This window comes from Variovorax sp. GW821-FHT10B04 (assembly GCF_059415645.1).
Map to the genome: position 1 here is coordinate 26,807 of NZ_JBWKNQ010000012.1, position 19,424 is coordinate 46,230.

13 protein-coding genes are annotated in these 19,424 nt (G+C 64.4%); 7 read left to right on the forward strand and 6 right to left on the reverse strand.

Annotation, left to right across the window (positions count from 1 at the left end):
• Nucleotides 1–135: 135 nt before the first annotated feature.
• Nucleotides 136–924: a hypothetical protein gene (locus AC07PZ_RS24795; protein ID WP_495297818.1), complete on the reverse strand. Its 789-nt coding sequence runs from the start codon at nt 922–924 to the stop codon at nt 136–138.
• A gap of 55 nt (nt 925–979) precedes the next feature.
• Complete coding sequence (locus tag AC07PZ_RS24800; RefSeq protein WP_495297819.1) at nt 980–1,657, reverse strand: hypothetical protein; 678 nt, start codon at nt 1,655–1,657, stop codon at nt 980–982.
• Between the two features lie 402 nt (nt 1,658–2,059).
• Here AC07PZ_RS24800 and AC07PZ_RS24805 point away from each other — a divergent pair, with 402 nt between their 5' ends.
• The 3 genes from AC07PZ_RS24805 to AC07PZ_RS24815 are packed head-to-tail and all read left to right on the forward strand — an operon-like array spanning nt 2,060 to nt 14,338.
• Nucleotides 2,060–3,502: a hypothetical protein gene (locus AC07PZ_RS24805; protein WP_495297820.1), complete on the forward strand. Its 1,443-nt coding sequence runs from the start codon at nt 2,060–2,062 to the stop codon at nt 3,500–3,502.
• A 13-nt stretch (nt 3,503–3,515) separates the two neighbouring features.
• Complete coding sequence (locus tag AC07PZ_RS24810) at nt 3,516–12,695, forward strand: PLxRFG domain-containing protein (RefSeq protein ID WP_495297821.1); 9,180 nt, start codon at nt 3,516–3,518, stop codon at nt 12,693–12,695.
• The gene (locus tag AC07PZ_RS24815; RefSeq protein ID WP_495297822.1) at nt 12,692–14,338 is read left to right on the forward strand and encodes an NHL repeat-containing protein; all 1,647 of its coding nucleotides are present in this window, start codon (nt 12,692–12,694) and stop codon (nt 14,336–14,338) included. Before AC07PZ_RS24810 ends, AC07PZ_RS24815 begins: the two co-directional genes overlap by 4 nt.
• A gap of 69 nt (nt 14,339–14,407) precedes the next feature.
• Here AC07PZ_RS24815 and AC07PZ_RS24820 read toward each other — a convergent pair whose 3' ends face one another.
• The gene (locus tag AC07PZ_RS24820; RefSeq protein ID WP_495297823.1) at nt 14,408–14,701 is read right to left on the reverse strand and encodes a HigA family addiction module antitoxin; all 294 of its coding nucleotides are present in this window, start codon (nt 14,699–14,701) and stop codon (nt 14,408–14,410) included.
• A 41-nt stretch (nt 14,702–14,742) separates the two neighbouring features.
• Entirely contained in the window at nt 14,743–15,021 is a 279-nt protein-coding gene (locus tag AC07PZ_RS24825; RefSeq protein WP_495297824.1) for a type II toxin-antitoxin system RelE/ParE family toxin, read from the reverse strand.
• A 144-nt stretch (nt 15,022–15,165) separates the two neighbouring features.
• Between AC07PZ_RS24825 and AC07PZ_RS24830 the strand changes: the two genes are divergently transcribed.
• The 4 genes from AC07PZ_RS24830 to AC07PZ_RS24845 all read left to right on the forward strand — a co-directional run bounded on the left by AC07PZ_RS24830 (nt 15,166) and on the right by AC07PZ_RS24845 (nt 17,833).
• Entirely contained in the window at nt 15,166–15,366 is a 201-nt protein-coding gene (locus AC07PZ_RS24830; protein ID WP_495297825.1) for a hypothetical protein, read from the forward strand.
• The gene (locus AC07PZ_RS24835; protein WP_495297826.1) at nt 15,356–15,604 is read left to right on the forward strand and encodes a hypothetical protein; all 249 of its coding nucleotides are present in this window, start codon (nt 15,356–15,358) and stop codon (nt 15,602–15,604) included. Before AC07PZ_RS24830 ends, AC07PZ_RS24835 begins: the two co-directional genes overlap by 11 nt.
• A gap of 235 nt (nt 15,605–15,839) precedes the next feature.
• Nucleotides 15,840–16,472, forward strand: a complete 633-nt coding sequence (locus AC07PZ_RS24840) for a DUF6806 family protein (protein ID WP_495297827.1) — start codon at nt 15,840–15,842, stop codon at nt 16,470–16,472.
• Nucleotides 16,473–16,510: 38 nt separating this feature from the next.
• The gene (locus tag AC07PZ_RS24845; RefSeq protein ID WP_495297828.1) at nt 16,511–17,833 is read left to right on the forward strand and encodes an MFS transporter; all 1,323 of its coding nucleotides are present in this window, start codon (nt 16,511–16,513) and stop codon (nt 17,831–17,833) included.
• On the opposite strand, the gene AC07PZ_RS24850 is transcribed toward AC07PZ_RS24845, so the two are convergent.
• Together AC07PZ_RS24850 and murI are read right to left on the reverse strand one after the other, a co-directional pair.
• The gene (locus AC07PZ_RS24850; protein ID WP_495297829.1) at nt 17,826–18,590 is read right to left on the reverse strand and encodes a PA3715 family protein; all 765 of its coding nucleotides are present in this window, start codon (nt 18,588–18,590) and stop codon (nt 17,826–17,828) included. The two genes, AC07PZ_RS24845 and AC07PZ_RS24850, sit on opposite strands and share 8 nt — an antisense overlap.
• On the reverse strand, nt 18,587–19,423 hold the full coding sequence (murI, locus tag AC07PZ_RS24855; RefSeq protein ID WP_495297986.1) for a glutamate racemase: 837 nt from the start codon (nt 19,421–19,423) through the stop codon (nt 18,587–18,589). The genes AC07PZ_RS24850 and murI overlap by 4 nt, the downstream gene beginning before the upstream one ends.
• Nucleotide 19,424 lies beyond the last annotated feature (1 nt).

Here is a 19,424-nt window from a genome sequence, read left to right on the forward strand (position 1 = left end):
AGCTTTGTCATAGTGTCGTCAGTTATCGAGGACATCACATAGCCGCGACCGCTTATGGCCGGATTCTGCCCGAGGCGGACCAGATCGGAGGGGGCCCTTACCGGCTGCAAGGTTTAGTCGAAAGCGGATGTTGGGCTAGTGCTTGCGGAACTTCCACCTAGAACGTCTGTCAGGCTTGCTCGCCGCAAGCTTTAATTCCTCAGGTTCAAGGCGCCAGAAACCATACGGATTGTTGAAAAGTGATGAAGCGTCGTACTGCACGCCTATGTCGTCCACGATTCTGTACACGGGAGCGTCGGAAGCCAAAGAGAAGGTCTGTCCAGATCGAATGTTCGCCTTCTCGGCGAAAGCATAACGTGTGAAGGTCCGAACAAGCTCAACGGGGTCTTCCGTGCCCTCTGCTGCGACGACGACATCCTTCAGGCCAAGATTGTGCATGCCGCACGAGTAAATATCAGCGCCCGTGAGGTACACGACGCAAGCTTCGTGAACACTGAAAAGGTGCAACTCATCGCAAAGCCTTCGCCACGCCTCTGGGCTATGTGCAAGGCCCGCACTCTCGACCTTGACACCAAATCCTCCTGCATCTAGGAGCGCACGTGCAGCCCGCATCAAAGGAGCGAAATTGGTCTCCGAGCCGCCGTGACCGATCAGATAAATGACGGATTCATGATCGGTGATGCGCGTCATTTCATTTGTATGCGACCAGTGCGGTCCAGACACTTTAAAAGCAGACAACATTCTCTCGTCGCGTGCTTGCATTTGAAGCTCACATGTCGTACTGGTCTTCATGTCCATCAACAACATGCCAGCAAGAATGTAGCTCGCGTTTGACTCTACGAGTCGCCTCGTCAGGTCCGCTCTATCAATCCAGGGGCCAGGGATGCACAACACGGCCTCAGGAACGGCAACGCCATCTTTCATTCAATGCTTTCCTTTCGACTGTTTGGTGCGAATGTCCGCTCTTGGCCGCACACGGTCAGGGACGCCAAACCTCCAGGCTGCCCGTCGGGATCGAAGCAACAAGCACCATCTGGCTCCGCCAATCAACAAGGATGATGTCCTTTGACTTTCTGAGCGCGAGGAAGGCGCTCGTCAAGGAGGTATCGTCCGCCCCTCTGTCGAGAATGGCGGCTAGAACATTGATGCCTGCCCGGTCCGCCAAGCCGTACAGGTGGACCTTATCGCTGAGACGTATGCTGAATCCGCTCTCCACCTGCCCAAGCGGCTTTGACGCTGTGGTCAAAATCGGCGCTGGCACGCGCGTGCCGTGAACCTCAGATGCCAGTTCATCAACGGCGGTCGCCCCGCCGAGGATGGCCGCGGACCTAGAGACCCGACGGGCGTAGATGTCTGTCCAGCCGTGGGGGCCGCGATGGCGTTGCTCAAAGGCTTTGTATTCCACGAGGCGGCGCTGAACCTCGCCAAGCCGGGCCGACGGAAAGAATTCAACTTGCGCCCACTCGTCCTCGTGGAACTGGGGCGCGTCATCGAACGTTTGGGCGGTCGGCATTACGAACTTGAGGTCGTCAGTCGCGACCGTCGGCATGGTGAACCGAATCGACTTCGTGTTGATTGTCTCAATCTTGCTTGGAGCTTGCGCGGCTGCAGGCGCCGCGCCTAGCGCGACCATGAGCGAGGAAAGCAGTTTCTTCATGTGTTTGTGTGTTCTTCGGCGGCGAGGTCGGCACCAAAACAAGGCCAATTCTTCATGCTGACGAGTTTGGGTGCACACACTTCGGTTGATGGGCTCCATCCCTCCCATCAAACCGTTGCGTGGACGCCGCGAATGACCGCTTCTTCCCGATTTGAGCGGCGATGGCGAACGGCTGGTTCTGGCCGGGAGCCGTCATCGTAGCTGAGGCCGCGATGGATCGACCGAACCGCGCAGACGGGGGACATCCCCATTAGGTTCGCCAATTGCGCCGCCCAGCGTTGGAATGCCGAGAGCATCACCTGACGACCCTACGCTCGCTGTCATCAGCACCCCCATAGTGGTCGCCAACGGGGCGCTTGGCCGTTTGAATGCCGAAGGCATCAACCGACCCAAGGTACCCGCATGGCAACGACTCTCCCCGAAGACCCGACGAAGAAGAAAAACGCATTTGGGGACGCTGCAGCACAGGCGGCAAACCCTTCCGCCGGCTTCGTCGCGCCAGGCGGCATCCTCAATCGCCCGGCCACGCCGGCGGCACCTTCGACGCCGGCCTTGGGCATCACACCGTCGGCGGCTGTTCCGCAAGCAACGACTGCCGCTCCACCGCTAGGCATGAGCCAGCGGCCGAGTCAGGTGTCCAGTGGTGCTCCGCTGGATGCACAGGCGCAAGCCGACCGGCAGGCCGCGTCGGGCTTCGTTGCTGGCGTCAAGGACATCAACGATCGTGCTGGCGCCGCAATTCTCGATGTTGCGACTGCAGTGCCACGCGGGATCCTCGGCGCTTACGACTCCGCGGTCGTGCGTCCGGTGCGCGCCGCCGGCTTGAACATGGCCTACACGACGCCGCTGCTCACTCCGAGCGGCGTCGACCCGTCGTCGATGACGCCGTACTACGACAAAGTCCGCGCGGCGGATGCAGCCGCCGCGCCTGCTACCGCCGTCACCGCTGCCGCGCCGCCGCCTGCTGGTCCTGGTCGCGGGATTCTCAATCCGCCCACCGTGCAGGGCGGCCCCGCACCTGTCGCGCCGACGGACGCTTCTGCTGGCGGAGCCGCTGCGGCCGGCCCAGCGGGACAGATCCCCGGCGGCATCACGCGCGTCGGCAACTCCTATTCCGGGACCAACGTCTCGGGCAGCCCTTCTATCAATGGCGCACCGGGCCGCGGAACGGTCAGCGACCTCAGCGGCTCAGGCGTCACGTCGGCTGATCGCATCGCCCAGTACCAGCGAGACGGGCAGCACCTGCGCGACATGGCCGGCATCCAGCGCGAGATCGATGCGCAGAACGGTCAAGCGCCGGGCATGATGGTGTTCGGCACGCGCCCTGTCCGCCCCTCGCGCACGGCGATGGAGCAGGCGGGCGAGACGGCCCGAGCCGGCATGCGCGAGGCGGGGGAAAACCGGCGCGCTGCGGCCTCAACCGCGCAACTCGGCTTCCGCAATGCGCTCGATCGCGACGAGTTCGCGCTGAAGAAGGACGCGGCTGCCTTCGACAGCCGTAGCCGGAGTCGTATCGAGGCCGCGCAGCTGAAAGTTCAGAACGCAGCGACGCCGGAAGCGCGTCGTGCGGCTGCCGAAGAGCTGGCCGCCCTCAGCGGCAAGGCCAATCAGGACAACTTCTCCGCCGTGGAGATCGGCGGCGGAACCGAGCCGATCGACCCAGCGAACCCGATGCTCGGCGTGCGCACGCTCCCGAAGACGCCCGTGATCTTCAACAAGGCCACCGGTCAGATCGTCACGCCGCCGGCGGCGCCAGCTGCGCGGCCGGCGATTGCCGAGGGGTCCATCTCCACGGTCAACGGCAAGTCCGCGCGGTTCACCGGCGGCAAATGGGTTCCCCTCTGAGGACTGACGGCATATGAGCGCAATCGACTGGTCCAAGGGCACCATCACTCCGCCGGCGAACGCCGAACCCGACTGGGATCACGGCACCATCACGCCGCCGCCACCACCCACGAGCATCGCCCGCCGTGTTGGCGATGTGGGTGTCTCGCTGGCGAAGGGCATCGTGGGCGTGCCTGAAGCGGCGGTAGGCGTGGCCGACCTCGCCACCGGTGGCCGCGTAGGCAAGGTGCTCGGGCAGGGCGTCGGCGGCATCGGCTTCCGTCCGAAAGAGGCCAAGGCCTATCTCGACACGCTGTACTCGCCAGCTCAACAGGCAGCGAGCAAGACCGTGCAGGACGCCAAGGGGTTCTTCCCCACGGTCGGCGCGATGGTTCGGAACCCATCGACCATCCTGCAGAGCGCCGTCGAGTCGGCGCCGTCGATGTTGATCGGCGGTGCTGCGGCGCGCGGGCTGCTGGCCGCTGCGCCGCGGATCGGAGCGATCGCCGCTGGCGCTACAGGTGAGGGCATCACGGCCGCAGGGCAGAACGCCGAGCAGGTTCGTCAGGAGGATCCCAATGGGACGCTCACGCCGCAGCAGTCCGCCATTCTTGCTGCGTCTGGTGTGCTCACCGGCGGTATCTCGCTGGGTGCCGGCCGGGTCGCGAATAAGCTCGGCATCGGCGACATCGAGACCATGCTGGCCTCCGGCAAGCTCGGTGCCGTGGGCGAGGGCGCTGCTGCCGGGGCGAACAAAAGCATCGTGCGCAAGGCTGCCGAAGGCGTCGCGTCCGAAGGCGTGCTGCAGGAGCTGCCGCAGTCCTATCAGGAGCAGGTCGGCCAAAACCTGGCGCAGGGCAAACCGTGGGACGAGGGTGCCGCAGAAGCTGGCGCTCAGGGCATGCTCGCCGGCGGGATGATGGGCGGTGTCGCGGCACCGCTCGGCGGCCATGGAGAAGCCGCTCCAGCTGCTGCACCGATCGTTGCGCCCCCGCCAGCGGCGCCTCTGCTTGGACTTCCGGCCCCCGTCATCACGGTCGGTCCTGACGGCGTTGCACAGACCACGGCGGACCGGCAGACGCAGCGGGGCCGTGCCGGCGACATCATGGAGTCTGCGCCGCCCGAGGGCGCTGCGCTGCCACCACCGCTTGGCCTTCCCGCTCCAGTCGTGTCGGTTGATGCTGCAGGAAATGCACTGACGACCGAGCAGCGCAACGAACTCCAAGGCGGCCAGGTCGCAGTGCGTCGCGATGGTTTGCGCGAGCTCGACAACCGTCCGGGCGCGCCGCGCAGCCCTTTAGCCTCAGCTGCGGGCGCCGATGTGACCGACGTTGTAGCGCGCGCGGCGCCGGCCGCGCCGCCGCCCATTGATCCGACGCGCCCGCTGTCTTCGGCCGTGCGTGCCGCGCTCGGCGGCCAGGTGGTCCAAAACCCTGGCAACGCGGTGATCCCCGGTGTCGCGCCAGCGGCTCCCGCGCAACCGCAGCAGGCGGAGTTCCCGAGCGTCGATGCGGCGGCGGCCTTCGTGCGCGAGCAGCGCACCGCCGGAAGCAACATCACGGCGGCACCGTTCATTCGCCCTGACGGCACGATCGGTCTCGCGCTGAAAGGCTCTCCCGATTACGAAACAGCGCTCGACCAGCGTCAGCAGCGTCAGGCGGCAGAGGCCGCCGGCAAGAAGAAAGCGATCGATGGCGCAAGCAATGCGGTTCCCCCGGTGGCTGGACCTGCCGCTGCAGGCGGGCGTGCTGACGCCGGTGCAAGCGTGGAGCCTGTACTGGACGGACGTGATGGACTCGACAGCGCCGTGGTCACCGGAGGAGATCGCGCGGCTGGCGCAGAAGGTGCAGCAGTTCCACTTGGCGCAGCAGCTGGCGCCCCATCTGCACCGGTAGCCCCTGTCGCGTCGGCAGCAACCGTCAAGCAATCCTTGACTGTTGCGTCGGCTGCCGCCGCACCGACCGTCACTGCCGAAAGTGGCAAAACTTTGGCCGCGAGCGAGCCATTGCCCAAGGCGAGTGTCGAGCCTGTCAATTCGGCTGCAGCTCCAGTGTCCGCGATCGATGAAGCGGCGCATCAGGCGGCGACCTCACCGCTGAACGACCTTCCCGAACCAACCGATGCGCAGAAGAAGGCCGGCAACTACTCGCTCGGGCATGTCAAGGTTCAAGGCCTCGACATCTCGATCGAGAACCCGCGCGGCTCGACGCGCAGCGGCAAGCGCCCGGACGGCTCCACCTGGTCGCACGAGATGTCTGACCACTACGGCTACGTGCGCGGCACCGTCGGCGCCGACGGCGAGCAGGTCGACGTGTACGTCGGCCCGAAGCATGAGAGCGCCAAGGTCTTCGTCGTCGATCAGGTGAATGCGGACGGTTCGTTCGATGAGCACAAGGCCATGTTGGGCTTCGACAACCAGTTGCAGGCCAAGCGCGCCTACGCGTCGAACTTCGACAAGGGCTGGAAGATCGGCAAGGTCACCGCGATGTCGGTTGACGAATTCAAGACCTGGCTGTCGAGCGGCGATCTGACCAAGCCGCTCGCGATCGCGGCAGAGGCGCCAGCATCCGCAGCTGGCGCGCCGGCAGTGCCGGCCGCGCCGAAGCCGAAGGTTGCAAAGGCAGTGGCGCAGGCGCGCGCGCAGCAGGAGTCCGCCCGCGCGGCCTACTTCGCGCCCGGCAACGTGGTGCGCAGCTACGGTGGCTTCGATCGCGTTGTCTCGTACGCGCCGGGCGTCGATGGTCGCCCGTGGAGCGTCACGGTCCATGCTGTGCAACAGGACGCCGATGGGAAATGGATCGATGTGCCGCGTGAGCGCGATCGGGTGCACTCGACGCAGCCTGACGAGCGGTTGCTGAAGAATGGCCCTCGCGCGAACATGCTGGCGCCCACCGCCGCGCCGGCTCCAGCGGCCTCGGTCAGCCCGCCCGCCGTGGCCACGCCTGCGGCTGCGAAGGAGGATGTCGCTCGCGCCGTCGCTGCGCCCTCGACCAAGATCGAGGACTTCGGCGAAACGCTACATGGCGCCCGGAAGATGCTCTATTCCGATGCCTACCGCAGCGCATTCGACAAGGCAAAGGAACTGCCGGTAGCGGCGCACCCGTTGTCGAAGACCTGGCCGGAGCCCGACTACCAGAAGCTGCTCGACCAGGGCATGAGCTCGTGGGCCGTGGCGTTTGCTCATGCGGCGCGCGACCAGGTGCCGACCAAGCCGCAATCCGCGTGGAAGCTACGGGGCTGGGCCGCACAGGTTGAGCAGCTGCGCGACCTGACCGAGCGCGCGCTGGGCGGCGCTGATGCAGCATCCGCCGTTCGCACGGCGCTGGGTGGTGCCGAGTTCGCCACGCTGCGCGATGGATTCGAAGGAAACATCGAACTCTACGAGGCGCTGGGTCATGCCAATTCGCTCAAGGGCGTGCATGTCCGGTCGGGCTCATATTCGCTCTACAAGGGTGTGGAGTACAGCCCGTCGAAGCAGATCTGGACCGTCGAGCGCAGGGGAACTGGCTTCGGCAACTGGCCGACGATCATGGCGGAGGGCGACACCCGTGAGCAGGCGATCGAGCGCTTCAAAGCCAAGGCTGGCGCCGCACTCGAGACGGCGGAGAAAAAGGGCACGACCTTCGAGATCTACTCGCAGCGCGGCCTCAAGGAAGGCGCCATCTTCATCGGGAAGAAGATCGGCCGCGATGTCGCGAAGCTCAAGACCGGATTCGACAGTGCGAAGGAGGCCCGTGCATGGAAGGCCGATAACCAGGCTGAGCTGGAGCGGCTGCTGGCCGCATACAAGCACGTGCCATCGGTGCGCAAGCCGGAGAACGCGCCGCGCGTGGGGCAGGACCATCGCAGCAACGGCGACGTGTCTGCGCAGCAATTCAGCGATGCCTTCGGCTTCCGCGGCGTGCAGTTCGGCAACTATGTCGAGGGCAAGCGTCGGCAGGCTGACCTCAACCGCGCATATGACGCGCTGATGGACCTCGCGGCCGTCGTCAACGTGCCGCCGCGCGCGCTGTCGCTGAACGGCAAGCTCGGGCTCGCTTTCGGTGCGCGTGGCACTGGCGGCAAGGACCCGGCTGCGGCGCACTACGAGCCGGGCACCGTCGTCATCAACCTGACGAAGAACGAGGGCGCCGGCAGCTTGGCGCACGAGTGGTGGCACGCGTTGGACAATTACTTCGCGAAGGATGCCAACGGCAAGGCGTCCGGCACCGGCTACATGACCGAGGACGCCACGCAAGGCACTGCACGTGAGGAGATGCGCGCTGCGTTCGTTGGCATCAAGCGCGCGATCTTCGCGACGAACTTGGAGGCGCGTTCGAAGGAGCTAGACAAGCGCAAGGGGAAGGCCTACTGGGCTGTCGGGCGCGAGATGTCGGCGCGGTCATTCGAGAGCTACGTCATCGCGAAGCTCGCGGACCAGAACGCGTCGAATGACTACCTGGCCAATGTCGTGCCGCAGATGAGCTGGGTCATTGATGGCGGATTCCCGTACCCGACCGTGTCGGAGCTCCCGTCGCTGCGCGCCGCGTTCGACAACTTCTTCGGTGTGATCGAGCACCGACAGGCTGAAGACGGTAACGTGCCGCTTTTCAGCCGCGCGCCGGTTGCGGGCGACCAGTCGGATCGGCTGCCCGCCGAAGAGGTTCGCAGTGTGGTCGACCAACTCGCTTCGGGATGGAAGAACGCGCCGGAGATCGTTGTGGCGACGGGCATGGATGACGAGGTCGTGCCGGCGGCTGTGCGCGAACATGACGCCGGCCAGCGCGCTCAGGGCGCCGAGGGCAACGCCAAGGGCTTCTTCTACCGGGGCAAGGTGTATCTGCTGGCCGATCAGATGACTTCCGCGTCTGACGTGACGGAGATTCTGTTTCATGAGGCGCTTGGGCATGCTGGGCTGCGCGGTGTGTTCGGCGACTCGCTCAAGCCCGTGCTTCAGCAGGTGGCGGGACTGCGCCGCGCCGATGTGGCCGCGAAGGCAAAGGAATACGGCCTCGACATCGGGCGCGAGCGCGACCGCCTGATCGCCGCTGAGGAGGTGCTGGCGGAGATGGCACAAGCGCACCCCGAGGCCGGTCTGGTGAAGCGCGCGATCGCGGCCATCCGGACGTGGCTGCGCGAGAACGTGCAGGCTTTCAAGGGGCTGGCGCTGTCGGATGCGGAGGTCCTGCGCAACTACCTGCTGCCCGCTCGCGGCTGGGTGCAACGTGGCGCTGCTGCGGCGCGTGCTGGCGCGGCCGTCCGCTTCAGCCGTGGCCGGCCTGAAGACGTTGCCGCGGTTTCCCGCGACGGGTACAGTGGAGCTTATGAACTCAACGAACCCGGCCAACCAGACGACGGCGTTGCCGGCGACCTCTCCGGAGCCGGAGCATCTCCCGCTGTGGGTGTGCGGAGGGATTTCGACCCCGTACGAAGTGTCGCCCGAGTCACTGCACTGGGAATCGCTGGACGAATCGAGCGGACCGGATCTGAAGCCCTCGTCGGCCAGATCGTCCGCACCGCTGACGATCTAGCCGCGCTGGCGCAGGTCTACCGCGATCCGCGCTACGAGACCACCCGCACGTTCTTCCTGAAGGGCGACACCGTTGTCCATGCCACGGGCGTGAGTTCGCGGATGCCCGGCTACACCCCACTGGCGCCTGGCGGGTGGAGCGATGAAAAGACCATTGCTTGGTATGCCGATCAGATGCAGCGGACCGGCGCTGATGGCTACTACCTGCTGCACAACCATCCTTCAGGTGATCCCACGCCGAGCGATGCCGACCTGCGCGCAACGGAGGTACTGGCACGTAGCGTGCCAGGCATGAAGGCGCACGTTGTCATCAACAGCGGAAAGTTTGCTGTCATCGATGTCGGTGCTGGCGGCGCGGCCACGGGCGTGGTGAAGATGCGCGATTTCGGGCCTGACGCGCTGCTGCAGGCGAGCAAGCCTGCCGCCGTGCTCTGCCGCGAGATGAAGGGCTCCAAGCAGTTGGCCATCGCGTCAAAGTCGATGCAGAAGCCCGGTTGGATTACGTTGGTGGGCACAGACGCCCTGCATCGTGTACGCGTCGTTGCAGAGGCTCCTTCGTCAATCCTGACGCGCAACCCGCTCTACCTCGCGGCGCTCGTGCGTCGGTTGCAGCGCAATTCCGGATCCGATCACGTGCTCGCGATCGGATCGAATTCGGACATGAATGCTGCACCGGTCGTGCAGGCAGTCAAGGCCGGCATCCTGACGGATGCGCAGCCAACTGTCGGGGACTCGCTTCGTGATGCGGGCGTGCCTGCGCCGAGGACCCGCCCTCGGGTTCCCGGACGCTTCCTCGCCCAGGACGGTGCACCCTACAGCGTGGATGGGCTGCGGCCGCTGCGCGCGAAGGCCATTGAGCTGTTCAACACGGCATTCAACACGCCGGGGACGGTCGGCTGGTGGCACAAGACCGTCGGCACGCCGTACAACTTGGCGCAGCGGCATCCTGAATTCAAGCGGGTGTATGACTCCGTTCAGGGGTTCATCGGCGACATCTCGCGCTACGCGACCGAGGCCGCCAACATGGCGCCGAAGATCCTGCCGCAGCTGAATGACCTTTCGGATCTGGCGAAGCAGCCGATCAGCAGCGCCGACTCGAAAGCTATCGCGGCGCCCATCTTCGAGGGCACGCTGTCGTGGACGCGGGACGAGCGCGGCCAGCCGGTGAAGCTGGCGGACCAGGAGGAGCGCTTCGCCGACCTCACGGCAGAGCAGAAGAGCGGCATGCTGCTGGCGAAGCGGCACGTGACCGAGCAACAGTTGAAGAACTGGCGCAATCTGCCGGTCGCCAGCTACGAAGGCGCGATCCGCAACGTCTTCGAAGACAAGTTCCTCAAGGCCGGCGTGGTCTGGAAGGACGCCGAGCTGCGCTCCCTCTTCGGACTGACCGACGATCAGATCGGCCTGTACCGCGAGTTCCGCGCCGGTATCGACAAGAGCCTGGCGCAGCTGGCGATGAGCGACATGGTCCGCTTCGCCGGCGAGGACGCTGAGGGCGTGCGCGAGATGGTGATGGACGCACCTGATGTGCACGCCGCGGCGGTGCTGCTGCGCGACCACCTGCTTGAGATCGGCCGCGACCAGCCCGCGCGCGCTGATCTGCTGCGCGACACCGCCGACAAGATCATCATGAACGCCGACCGCGCATCCGAGCTGATGACGCAAGGCTACGCGCCGTTGTCGCGCTTCGGTCGTTACAGCGTCGACGTGCTCGATGAGGCCGGCGATCGGGTCTATTTCGGCCTCTTCGAAAGCCGCTTCGAGGCCGACAAGATGGCCAAGCAGATGGCAGCGAACTGCCCCGATGCGAAGATCGACCAGGGGACCATGTCCGAAGAGTCATACAAGCTCTTCGCCGGCGTGACGCCCGAGACGCTCGAGCTGTTCGGCGAGATGCTGAACCTCGAGGGCACGGGCTCCGATGCAGCGAGCCAGGCGTTTCAGGAATACCTCAAGCGGGCGAAGACCAACCGCAGCGCGATGAAACGCCTGATCCAGCGCAAGGGCATCGCCGGCTTCAGCGAAGACCCGGGCCGCGTGCTGGCGGGCTTTGTATATTCGAACGCGCGGCAGACCTCCGGCAACCTGCATGCAGGCGAAATCAAGCAGTCGACGGCTGCGGTGTCGCAGGGCGCGGGCGAGCTCAAGGACGCAGCGATCCGGCTGGCCGGCTACGTCAGCGAGCCGCAGGAGGAGGCGGCCGGCCTGCGCGGGCTTCTGTTCACGCAGTACATCGGCGGCTCCGTCGCGTCGGCGCTGGTGAACTTCACTCAGCCGCTGCAGACCACCTTCCCGTATCTCAGTCAGTTCGGCGGCGCGGCCGCTGCAGCGAACCAGGTGCGCAAAGCCATGGTCGACGCCCGCAAGAAGCGGACTGGCGATGCGGAACTCGACAAGGCGCTGAAGCTGGCCGAGGAGCGGGGCGACGTGTCGCCACAGGAGATCCACTACCTGCAGGCGCAGGCCGGCGGCAGCGCATCGCTGTCGTCCGGCGACGGCACGCGGCTCGGCGACGCCCGCGCGCGGGCCGGCAACTACTTCGCGAAGTTCCAGCTTGCATGGGGCAAGCTGTTCGGCGCCGTCGAGCAATACAACCGGCGTGCGACCTTCATCGCGGCCTACCGCACGGCCCTCGCGCAGGGCATGTCGAACCCGGCCGCCTTCGCAGTGAAAGCGATCGCGGAAACCCAGTTCGTCGCGAACAAGGGCAACCGTCCAGAGTGGGCGCGCGGTGCCGTCGGTGCCACTCTGTTCACGTTCAAGAGCTACGGCGTGAACTACGTGGAGCTGCTGAGCCGGATGGCCACTGCTGGCGAGAAGGGCTCCGCTGAGCGTGCGGCCGGCCAGCGCGCGGCCATGCTCGCGATCGGCATGCTGTTTCTGATGGGCGGCGCTGGCGGTCTGCCCTTCGCCGAAGACATGGAGGATCTGGCCGACGCGCTGATGCAGCGCCTGGGCTACAACTGGAACACTAAGCAGAAGCGGCAGGACCTGCTCGAGGAAGTGCTGGGGAGAGCTGGCGCGCAATTCGTCGAACGCGGCGTTTCTGGGCTGCCCGGCGTGCCGCTCGACGTGGCCGGCCGCATGGGCATGGGCAACCTCATCCCGGGCACTGGCCTGCTCACCGTGAAGGCGGACCACTCGCGCGACGTGGCCGAGCTGTTCGGCCCGGCCGGCGATTTGGCGAAGCGAGGGGCGGAAGCTGCTGGCGCGCTGGTCGAGGGCAAGCCCGCGGACGCATTCTTCGGCCTGGCGCCGAAGGCCATCGGCAACCTGCGGCAGGGGCTCGACATGGCGACTTCCGGTTTCTACAAGGACCAGGCGGGCCGCAAGGTGGTCGATACCGATGGGTACGACGCGGCGATCAAGGCGATCGGCTTCCAGCCGAACAGCGTCGCTGCTGTGCAGGACGCCACGGCCGACGTGCAGAACTCGATCGCGCAGAACCGCGTGCGCTCAAGCCAGATTCTCGACCTGTGGGCCAACGGGATCGCGCAGAAGGACCCGAGCATGATCGAGGAGGCGCGCCGCGACCTGCAGCGCTGGAATGAGAGCAACCCGACCGCGCCGATCACGATCAAGCTGCCCACGGTGCTGAAGAAAGCCAGGACGCTGCTGACCTCGAAAGAACAGCGCATTGCCGCGACTGCGCCGAAGGCAATGCGAGGAGAGATTAGGAGCAGCCTCACTGCTCAGCTGCAGTGAACGGGCAGTGCGGCCTTGCCATCGATCCATTCGCATTAGCGTCAGCTTTTAAAAAAGAAGCGTCGAAACCCCCAGAAATGTGGTGCATCAGCACCATAAACGAACGTTTACTTACATTAAGAACGTTTGCTTTACGATTGGACAGCCCTTGTAAACGCATGGGTTTTTCGTATCAAGATAACTCGGGAAAAGTAATGAAATGGTATTCAGTGGCGGCAGCCATATTTGCCGCAGCAGTTGGTCTTTCGGGCTGTGGCGGCGGTGGGGGTGGTGGGAACTCCAGCGCTGAGGTTCCGGTTATTCCGGTGACTCCGACGCAGCCAGAACAACCGACACCTACACCGCCCACTGAATCCGAGCCAATTCAACCCACACAGCCAGTTGCGGAGTTCAGGATTGGCGGATCGGTGACAGGGTTGGCTGCAGGTGCGCGGGTTGTATTGCAGAACAACGGTTCGGACGACATCGTTGTCGCATCAAACGGGACGTTCAGCTTCACCAAAGCGGTCAGTACTTATGCAGTGACCGTCGAGACCAATCCGCGCTGGCAGTTTTGCAACGTGACCAATGGCAGCGCTAGCGCCACGGGAGACATCACCAACGTCGAAGTTCAATGCGCAAATGCGGCCGCAAAGGTCTCGACCTTGGCTGGTGTTGTGGGCAGTATTGGCTATGCAGACGGCGCGGGGACAGAAGCCTTGTTTGGTATGCCTGATGGGGTGGCAGTCGACGCGGGCGGAAATGTCTATGTGGGTGAATACATCAACTTTCTGCTGCGCAAAATCACGTCAGCTGGTGTGGTCAGCACATTCGTCGGAACGCGAGGGGTAGGTCAAATTGTTGACGGCACGGGTACCAGTGCGTCCGTTGCTGCCGTAACCGGCATCGCTGTTGGCCCGGATGGCAACTTCTATGTTGCCGACTTCTATGGCAATGTCATCCGTAAAGTGACGCCCGAGGGTGTCATCACCACGATCGCTGGCACGCCAGGTACTGAGGGCTCGACGGATGGTCTAGGCGCCGCCGCGCGCTTTCGCAGCCCTCACGATTTGACCATCGATGGTGACGGGACTATCTATGTGGCTGATAGCGGGAACAACGTGATCCGCAAGATCACGCCAGCAGGGGAGGTCTCAACGTTTGCAGGTGTCGCTGGCGATCGCTCAACTGTCGATGGCACGGGTGCGGCTGCAAGGTTCGAGGTGCCTTACACGATCGCAACGAATGGTCACGGGGTCATCTATGTTGGTGACAGCGCGTCAAATCTCATCCGCAAGGTCACGGCAGCAGGTGAAGTCACCACATTCGCTGGGACGGCGGGGGTGCGGGGCTCTGCGGATGGTGCTGGCCTCGCCGCGTCGTTCAAATTTGTGTCTGATCTCGCGGTAGACGTAAACGGCGATATCTACGTTGCCGACAGCGACAACAACTCGATCCGAAAAGTCACGCCGTTGGGTGTTGTCTCGACCCTCGCAGGCAATCCGCCCTTTTCGGGCTCTGCCGACGGTATCGGCATGGCTGCGACCTTCTCCAGCCCATCAGGAGTGGCGGTTGATGCACTTGGAAACTTGTACGTCAGTGACGCTCATAATTACGTGATTCGCAAGATCACGCCGGTGCCACAACCAGCGCCGTTGCCATAAGCACGCAGAAAGCTGCCGGACATTGTTGGTAACTCCAGCCTGCTGACGCACCTAGTTTCACGGGATGCGTCACGCTGCTAGCAGCTCAATAGTGTCCAGCTCCGCACCGAGCTGATCTTTCGCTACCGCCGCCTCGTAATCTCGCTGCAAGTTCGTCCAGAAACAGTCGCTCACGCCAAAAGCACGAGATAGACGCAGGCCCGTGTCTGCAGTCACGCTGCGCTTGCCAGCGATGATGGCAGTGATGCGAGTCAGGGGCACATGAATCGCCTGGGCGAGCTTGTAGGGCGTGATGCCCATGGGCTGCAGAAATTCCTCGGCCAGGATTTCGCCGGGATGCGGGTACGGTACTTGGCGTGTCATGGAAACTCCTTCTCAGCGCGAAAACACACAGCGATCAGGGCTCAGTGGTAGTCGACGATCTCTACGCCTTCGGGGCCACTCTCGGTCCATTTGAAGCAGACGCGCCACTGATCATTGACGCGAATGCTGTGCTGACCGGCGCGATCGCCAACCAGTGCCGCAAGGCGATTGCCAGGCGGCACGCGAAGGTCAGTGAGTGCCCCGGCTGCATTGAGCATCGCGAGTTTGCGAAGCGCCACCTTGTCGATGTTGGCCCACCGCGGGACTCGGGCACCCTCAAAAAGACTTCGGGTGTCGTCGCAGTGGAAGCCCTTGATCATTGGTCTCAATGGTAACGCGGCACGTTGGTATCGTCAAACGTAACCATGACGTCGCCGCTGATTGTCAGCGGATCATGCCTCGTTCAGGCCATGCCAATCTGTGAAATACTGGATGAATATACAGTAACTCGCTAGACTGGCGTAATGGAAACAGAACTGACCCCCACATGGAAGGCGGCGTGCGCGCACCGCCTCCAACAGCACTGGCGCACCATTGATCCCCGAGAGCTTGAGGCCGTGGCTGAAGAGATCTGGGCGGACCCGCTTCGGCAAGAGAACGACCCAACTGCGGCTGCTACCGCATGGCTTGCTCCCATCGCGACCGGCGAAATTCATGCAGGTTGACCAGGTCGCGATCATGTTGCTCGGCGCTGCGGCGGCATGGCTGTCGCAAGAAAGGCGCGCGTCGTGGCGTCGCTGGGCATGCGTGTTCGGGATGGTGGGGCAGCCGTTCTGGTTCTGGGCGACTTGGCAGGCCGGCCAATGGGGGATGTTCGCACTGAGCGCTGTGTATATGGCAGCGTGGATGCGGGGATTCTGGGTGCACTGGATTGCGCCACGTCGAACACAGCTGGCGCGGTAGTTGCCGCGGCACAAACGTTGGCCGGCGGCATAATAAGTCAGGCGCTTCATGAGCCCCAAAGGGCTGCAAAATCTGCTCAAAAAATGAGCAAAAGGTAGCAGTTTGGGTCGCAAGAAGCTAAGTTATTGATTTATATGGGATTGCCCGGACTTAAAATCCGCCGCCATTAAAAAGGCATACGGGTTCGATTCCCGTTCCGGGCACCACCAGACTCAGACTACAACGGAGCAAAGTCATGCCTCGCTACAACGCTCCATTTGAGATTCATGTGCATGGAGACGTGCCGTTGCGTTCGGATGTGACGCTGGCTCAGATTCAGGAAGCACTCAAGCCCATCTGGTCCTATGCCGGCGCGCGTTCGCTGGCCGATGGCGCCACGAGTTCCTACGAGGAAGAGCCCGGACTCCGCTTCGAGCCCAAGGAGCGCATGCTCCAGATGTGTTGGACAGTTCCTGGCGACGAGGACTTTCGCCAGGCGCTCGACGAGATGTGCATGGCGCTCAACGACCTGGCGGAGCAGGGTGCTGCGATCGAGGTCACCTTCTACGACAACGATTTCGATGAAGACGAAGGTGACCCTGAAGAGGAGTCGCGCGACGACTTCGTCATGATGTTCGTTGGCCCCAATCCAGCGGCCATCATGCAGGTCCAGCGCGACCTGCTCGTCGAGGACGTTGTCAATCTGATGGAGCGTCACTTCGATGGCGCCGAGTTGGGTGGCGTGGTGGCAGAGATCGACAAGCTGTTCGGCGATCGTTTCGATGCGCTGGTCAATTCGCTTGAAATCGGAAAGCGGCCGCGTGGCAGCGGTGGGGCCGGTGGCCCGGGCGGCCACGGCGGTGGTCGCCGCCCGCGCCACCTGCACTGAATCTGCCGCTGATCGTCAACTCGCCGGAGCGCATTCCCATGTCCCCCTTTCCGGCGTCGGCCTTGCAGCCGGGTGTACGCAAGCGCGAGGTGTTCGGTTGGGCGATGTACGACTTCGCCAATTCGGGCTACACGACGGTGGTCATCACCGCCGTGTTTGCGGCCTATTTCGTGGGCGGCGTGGCGGGCGGTGCACCCTGGGCCACGTTTGCCTGGACCGCAGCCCTGAGCATGTCTTATGCGATCGTGATGGCGACCATGCCTGCCATCGGCGCCTGGGCGGACCGTCATGCGGCGAAGAAGCGCGCATTGATCGGCGTGACCGTCGCTTGCGTGCTGTCGACCGCCGCACTGGCCTTGATCCCCTACTTCCACGGAGCGACAGCCGTGGCGGTGGCGATGCTCTTCGTGATCGTTTCCAACACCTTCTATTCGTACGGCGAGTCGCTCACCGGTGCTTTCTTGCCGGAGCTTGCAACGGCCGATGGTATGGGCAAGGTGAGCGGGTGGGGATGGGGTTTCGGCTACGTCGGCGGCATGCTGACCCTGGGTCTTTGCCTGGCCTATGTGTTGTCGGCGCAGGCGCATGGGTTGCCTGCCTCGCACTTCGTGCCGGTCGCCATGTTGATTGCTGCAGGCATGTACGGCCTGGCCGCATGCGCAACCTTTCTCTTGCTGCCCGAGCGCGCCGAGCCGCAGCCGTCCATGGCGCGGCAGAACGCCTGGGCGCAATTTCGCAGCACCTTTCGCATGGCACTTGGCTATCGCGACTTCGTCTGGCTGCTGGCTTGCACGGTCTGCTACCAGGGTGGCGTTGCCGTTGCCATCACGCTGGCGGCCATTTATGCGGAGCAGGTGATCGGTTTCGTCGCCAAAGAAACCATGGTGCTGATCTTCGTGTTGAACATCGCGGCGGCGCTGGGTGCTTTCGGCTTCGGCTACATCCAGGACCGCATCGGCCACAAGCGTGCCCTGGCGGGAACACTCGTGGCATGGGTCGCAGCCTGCGTGATTGCAGCGTCAGTGACCACAAAAGGCGAGTTCTGGTGGGCGGCGACGATCGCTGGCCTGGCCATGGGGTCGAGCCAGTCGGCCGGGCGCGCGATGACCGGGCTTCTGGCGCCGCCGCGCCAGCTCGCCGAGTTCTTCGGCCTGTGGTCGTTCGCAACCAAGTTGGCCAGCATCATCGGGCCGCTCAGCTACGGTGCGATCACCTGGATGACCGGCGGCAACCAGCGCATTGCGATCCTGGCAACGGCCGGGCTTTTCATCGCCGGGCTTCTGCTGCTGTTGCCGATCGACATGGCGCGCGGACGTGCGACCGCGCTGGCCGATCAGCCGGATCCGGGTCCGGCTAGTTGAGCGTCACGCCTGCGGGCGCGCGGTAGATCTTGCCGTCGAAATGGAGCAGCGCGGCGTGGAAGCTGGCCGGCTTCTCGCGCGTCATGCATTCCTCGCCTTGTGATTCGGACACGCTTTCAGACCGGGTCTGGCGCAGTTGAAGGTCGGCGTAGCCGTTGCTGGTGCTGCGCAACACCGAAAGGCCGCTGCGAACCGTTTCGAAGTTGCCGGCGCAGTTGGTGTCCCACTCGCCGCGCTCCAGTGTGAGTTCGAGGCTGTCGAGCACGCGGACGAGCTTGTTGCCCTCCGGTACGAACAGCGACAGCCTGTCGCTTTCGTAGGGATTGGTGCGCGAGCTGGCACGGTAGACGACCCGCACACCGAAAGCATGTGCATCGCTGGCGAGCGCATAGCGCGCCGTGTCCACTTTCAGATCGGCGATGCGGATCGCGTCCTCGGTGAGCGCCGAGGCCTGGAAGAAGCGGCTGACGACCCGCGCCCGTTCGGTATTGCCGTTGTCCGCCTGCTGCACGACCAGCACCGCGAGATCGTAGGTCGAGAGTTCGGGCGCGGAAGGCAGGCGTGGGCGCGGCATCGGCAACACGACCACGAAGCGGCCCATGAAGCCGCGCCAGGGCTCGCAGAGCGCACGCTCATGGTCGAGCGCTCGACCCGGGTACAGCTTGGCCTGCATTCGCTCCGCGAGGCCGGTGTCGCAGGCGGCATGCCCCGCAAGGCAGAAGCTCGCCGCAGCGAAAGCCAGCAGGCGGCGGATCATGCGAAGGTGGCAGGCTGAGCTGTCCATTGGGCGACGGCGCGTTCCAGCGCTGACGCCGGCCCGCTCCCGATGAACGAGGCTGCGCCGATACCCTTGTCGGCCAGCAGGCCGGCCGTGGCGAGCAGTCGCTGCGTCTGGCGCGCAACCGCTTCACCCGTGTCGATGAAGGTGACGTCATCGCCCGTGTGGCGCCGCAACTCAGACGCCACGAAAGGGTAGTGCGTGCAGCCAAGGACCAGGGTGTCGATCTGGCCCGGTGACGTGCCGAACGTACCCGCGGCATGTACGTAGCGGGCGCACAGTGTTGCGATCTCGGCGCTGTCGGCGCGCTCGATGGCACCCGCCAGTCCGTCGCAGGCCACGACGCTGAAGTTCGCCTGATCGGCGAACGACCGTCGCAGCGCATCGAACTTCCGGCTGGTGACCGTGCCGCGGGTTGCGAGCACGGCGATGTGTTGGGTGGCACTGCGTGCAACCGCCGGCTTGAGCGCCGGTTCGAGCCCGACGAGCGGGAGCGACGGATAGGCTTCGCGCAGCAGGTGGATGGCCGCAGCCGTGGCCGTGTTGCAGGCCACCACCAACGCCTTCACGCCGGAAGTCGCCAGCAGGTGGTCTGCCACGAAGCGCGTTCGTTCGATCACGTAGGCGTCGGTGCGTTCGCCGTAGGGCGCGTGCCCCGTGTCCGCGAAGTAGATGAAGCGCTCGTGAGGCAAGGCCGCACGCAGCGCGTTGAGCACGCTCAGCCCGCCGATGCCGCTGTCGAAGACGCCGATCGGAGCGCTGGCGCTGCCGGCCGGCTCGACGCGGCGGATATGCTGGGCATCGGCGTGCAGA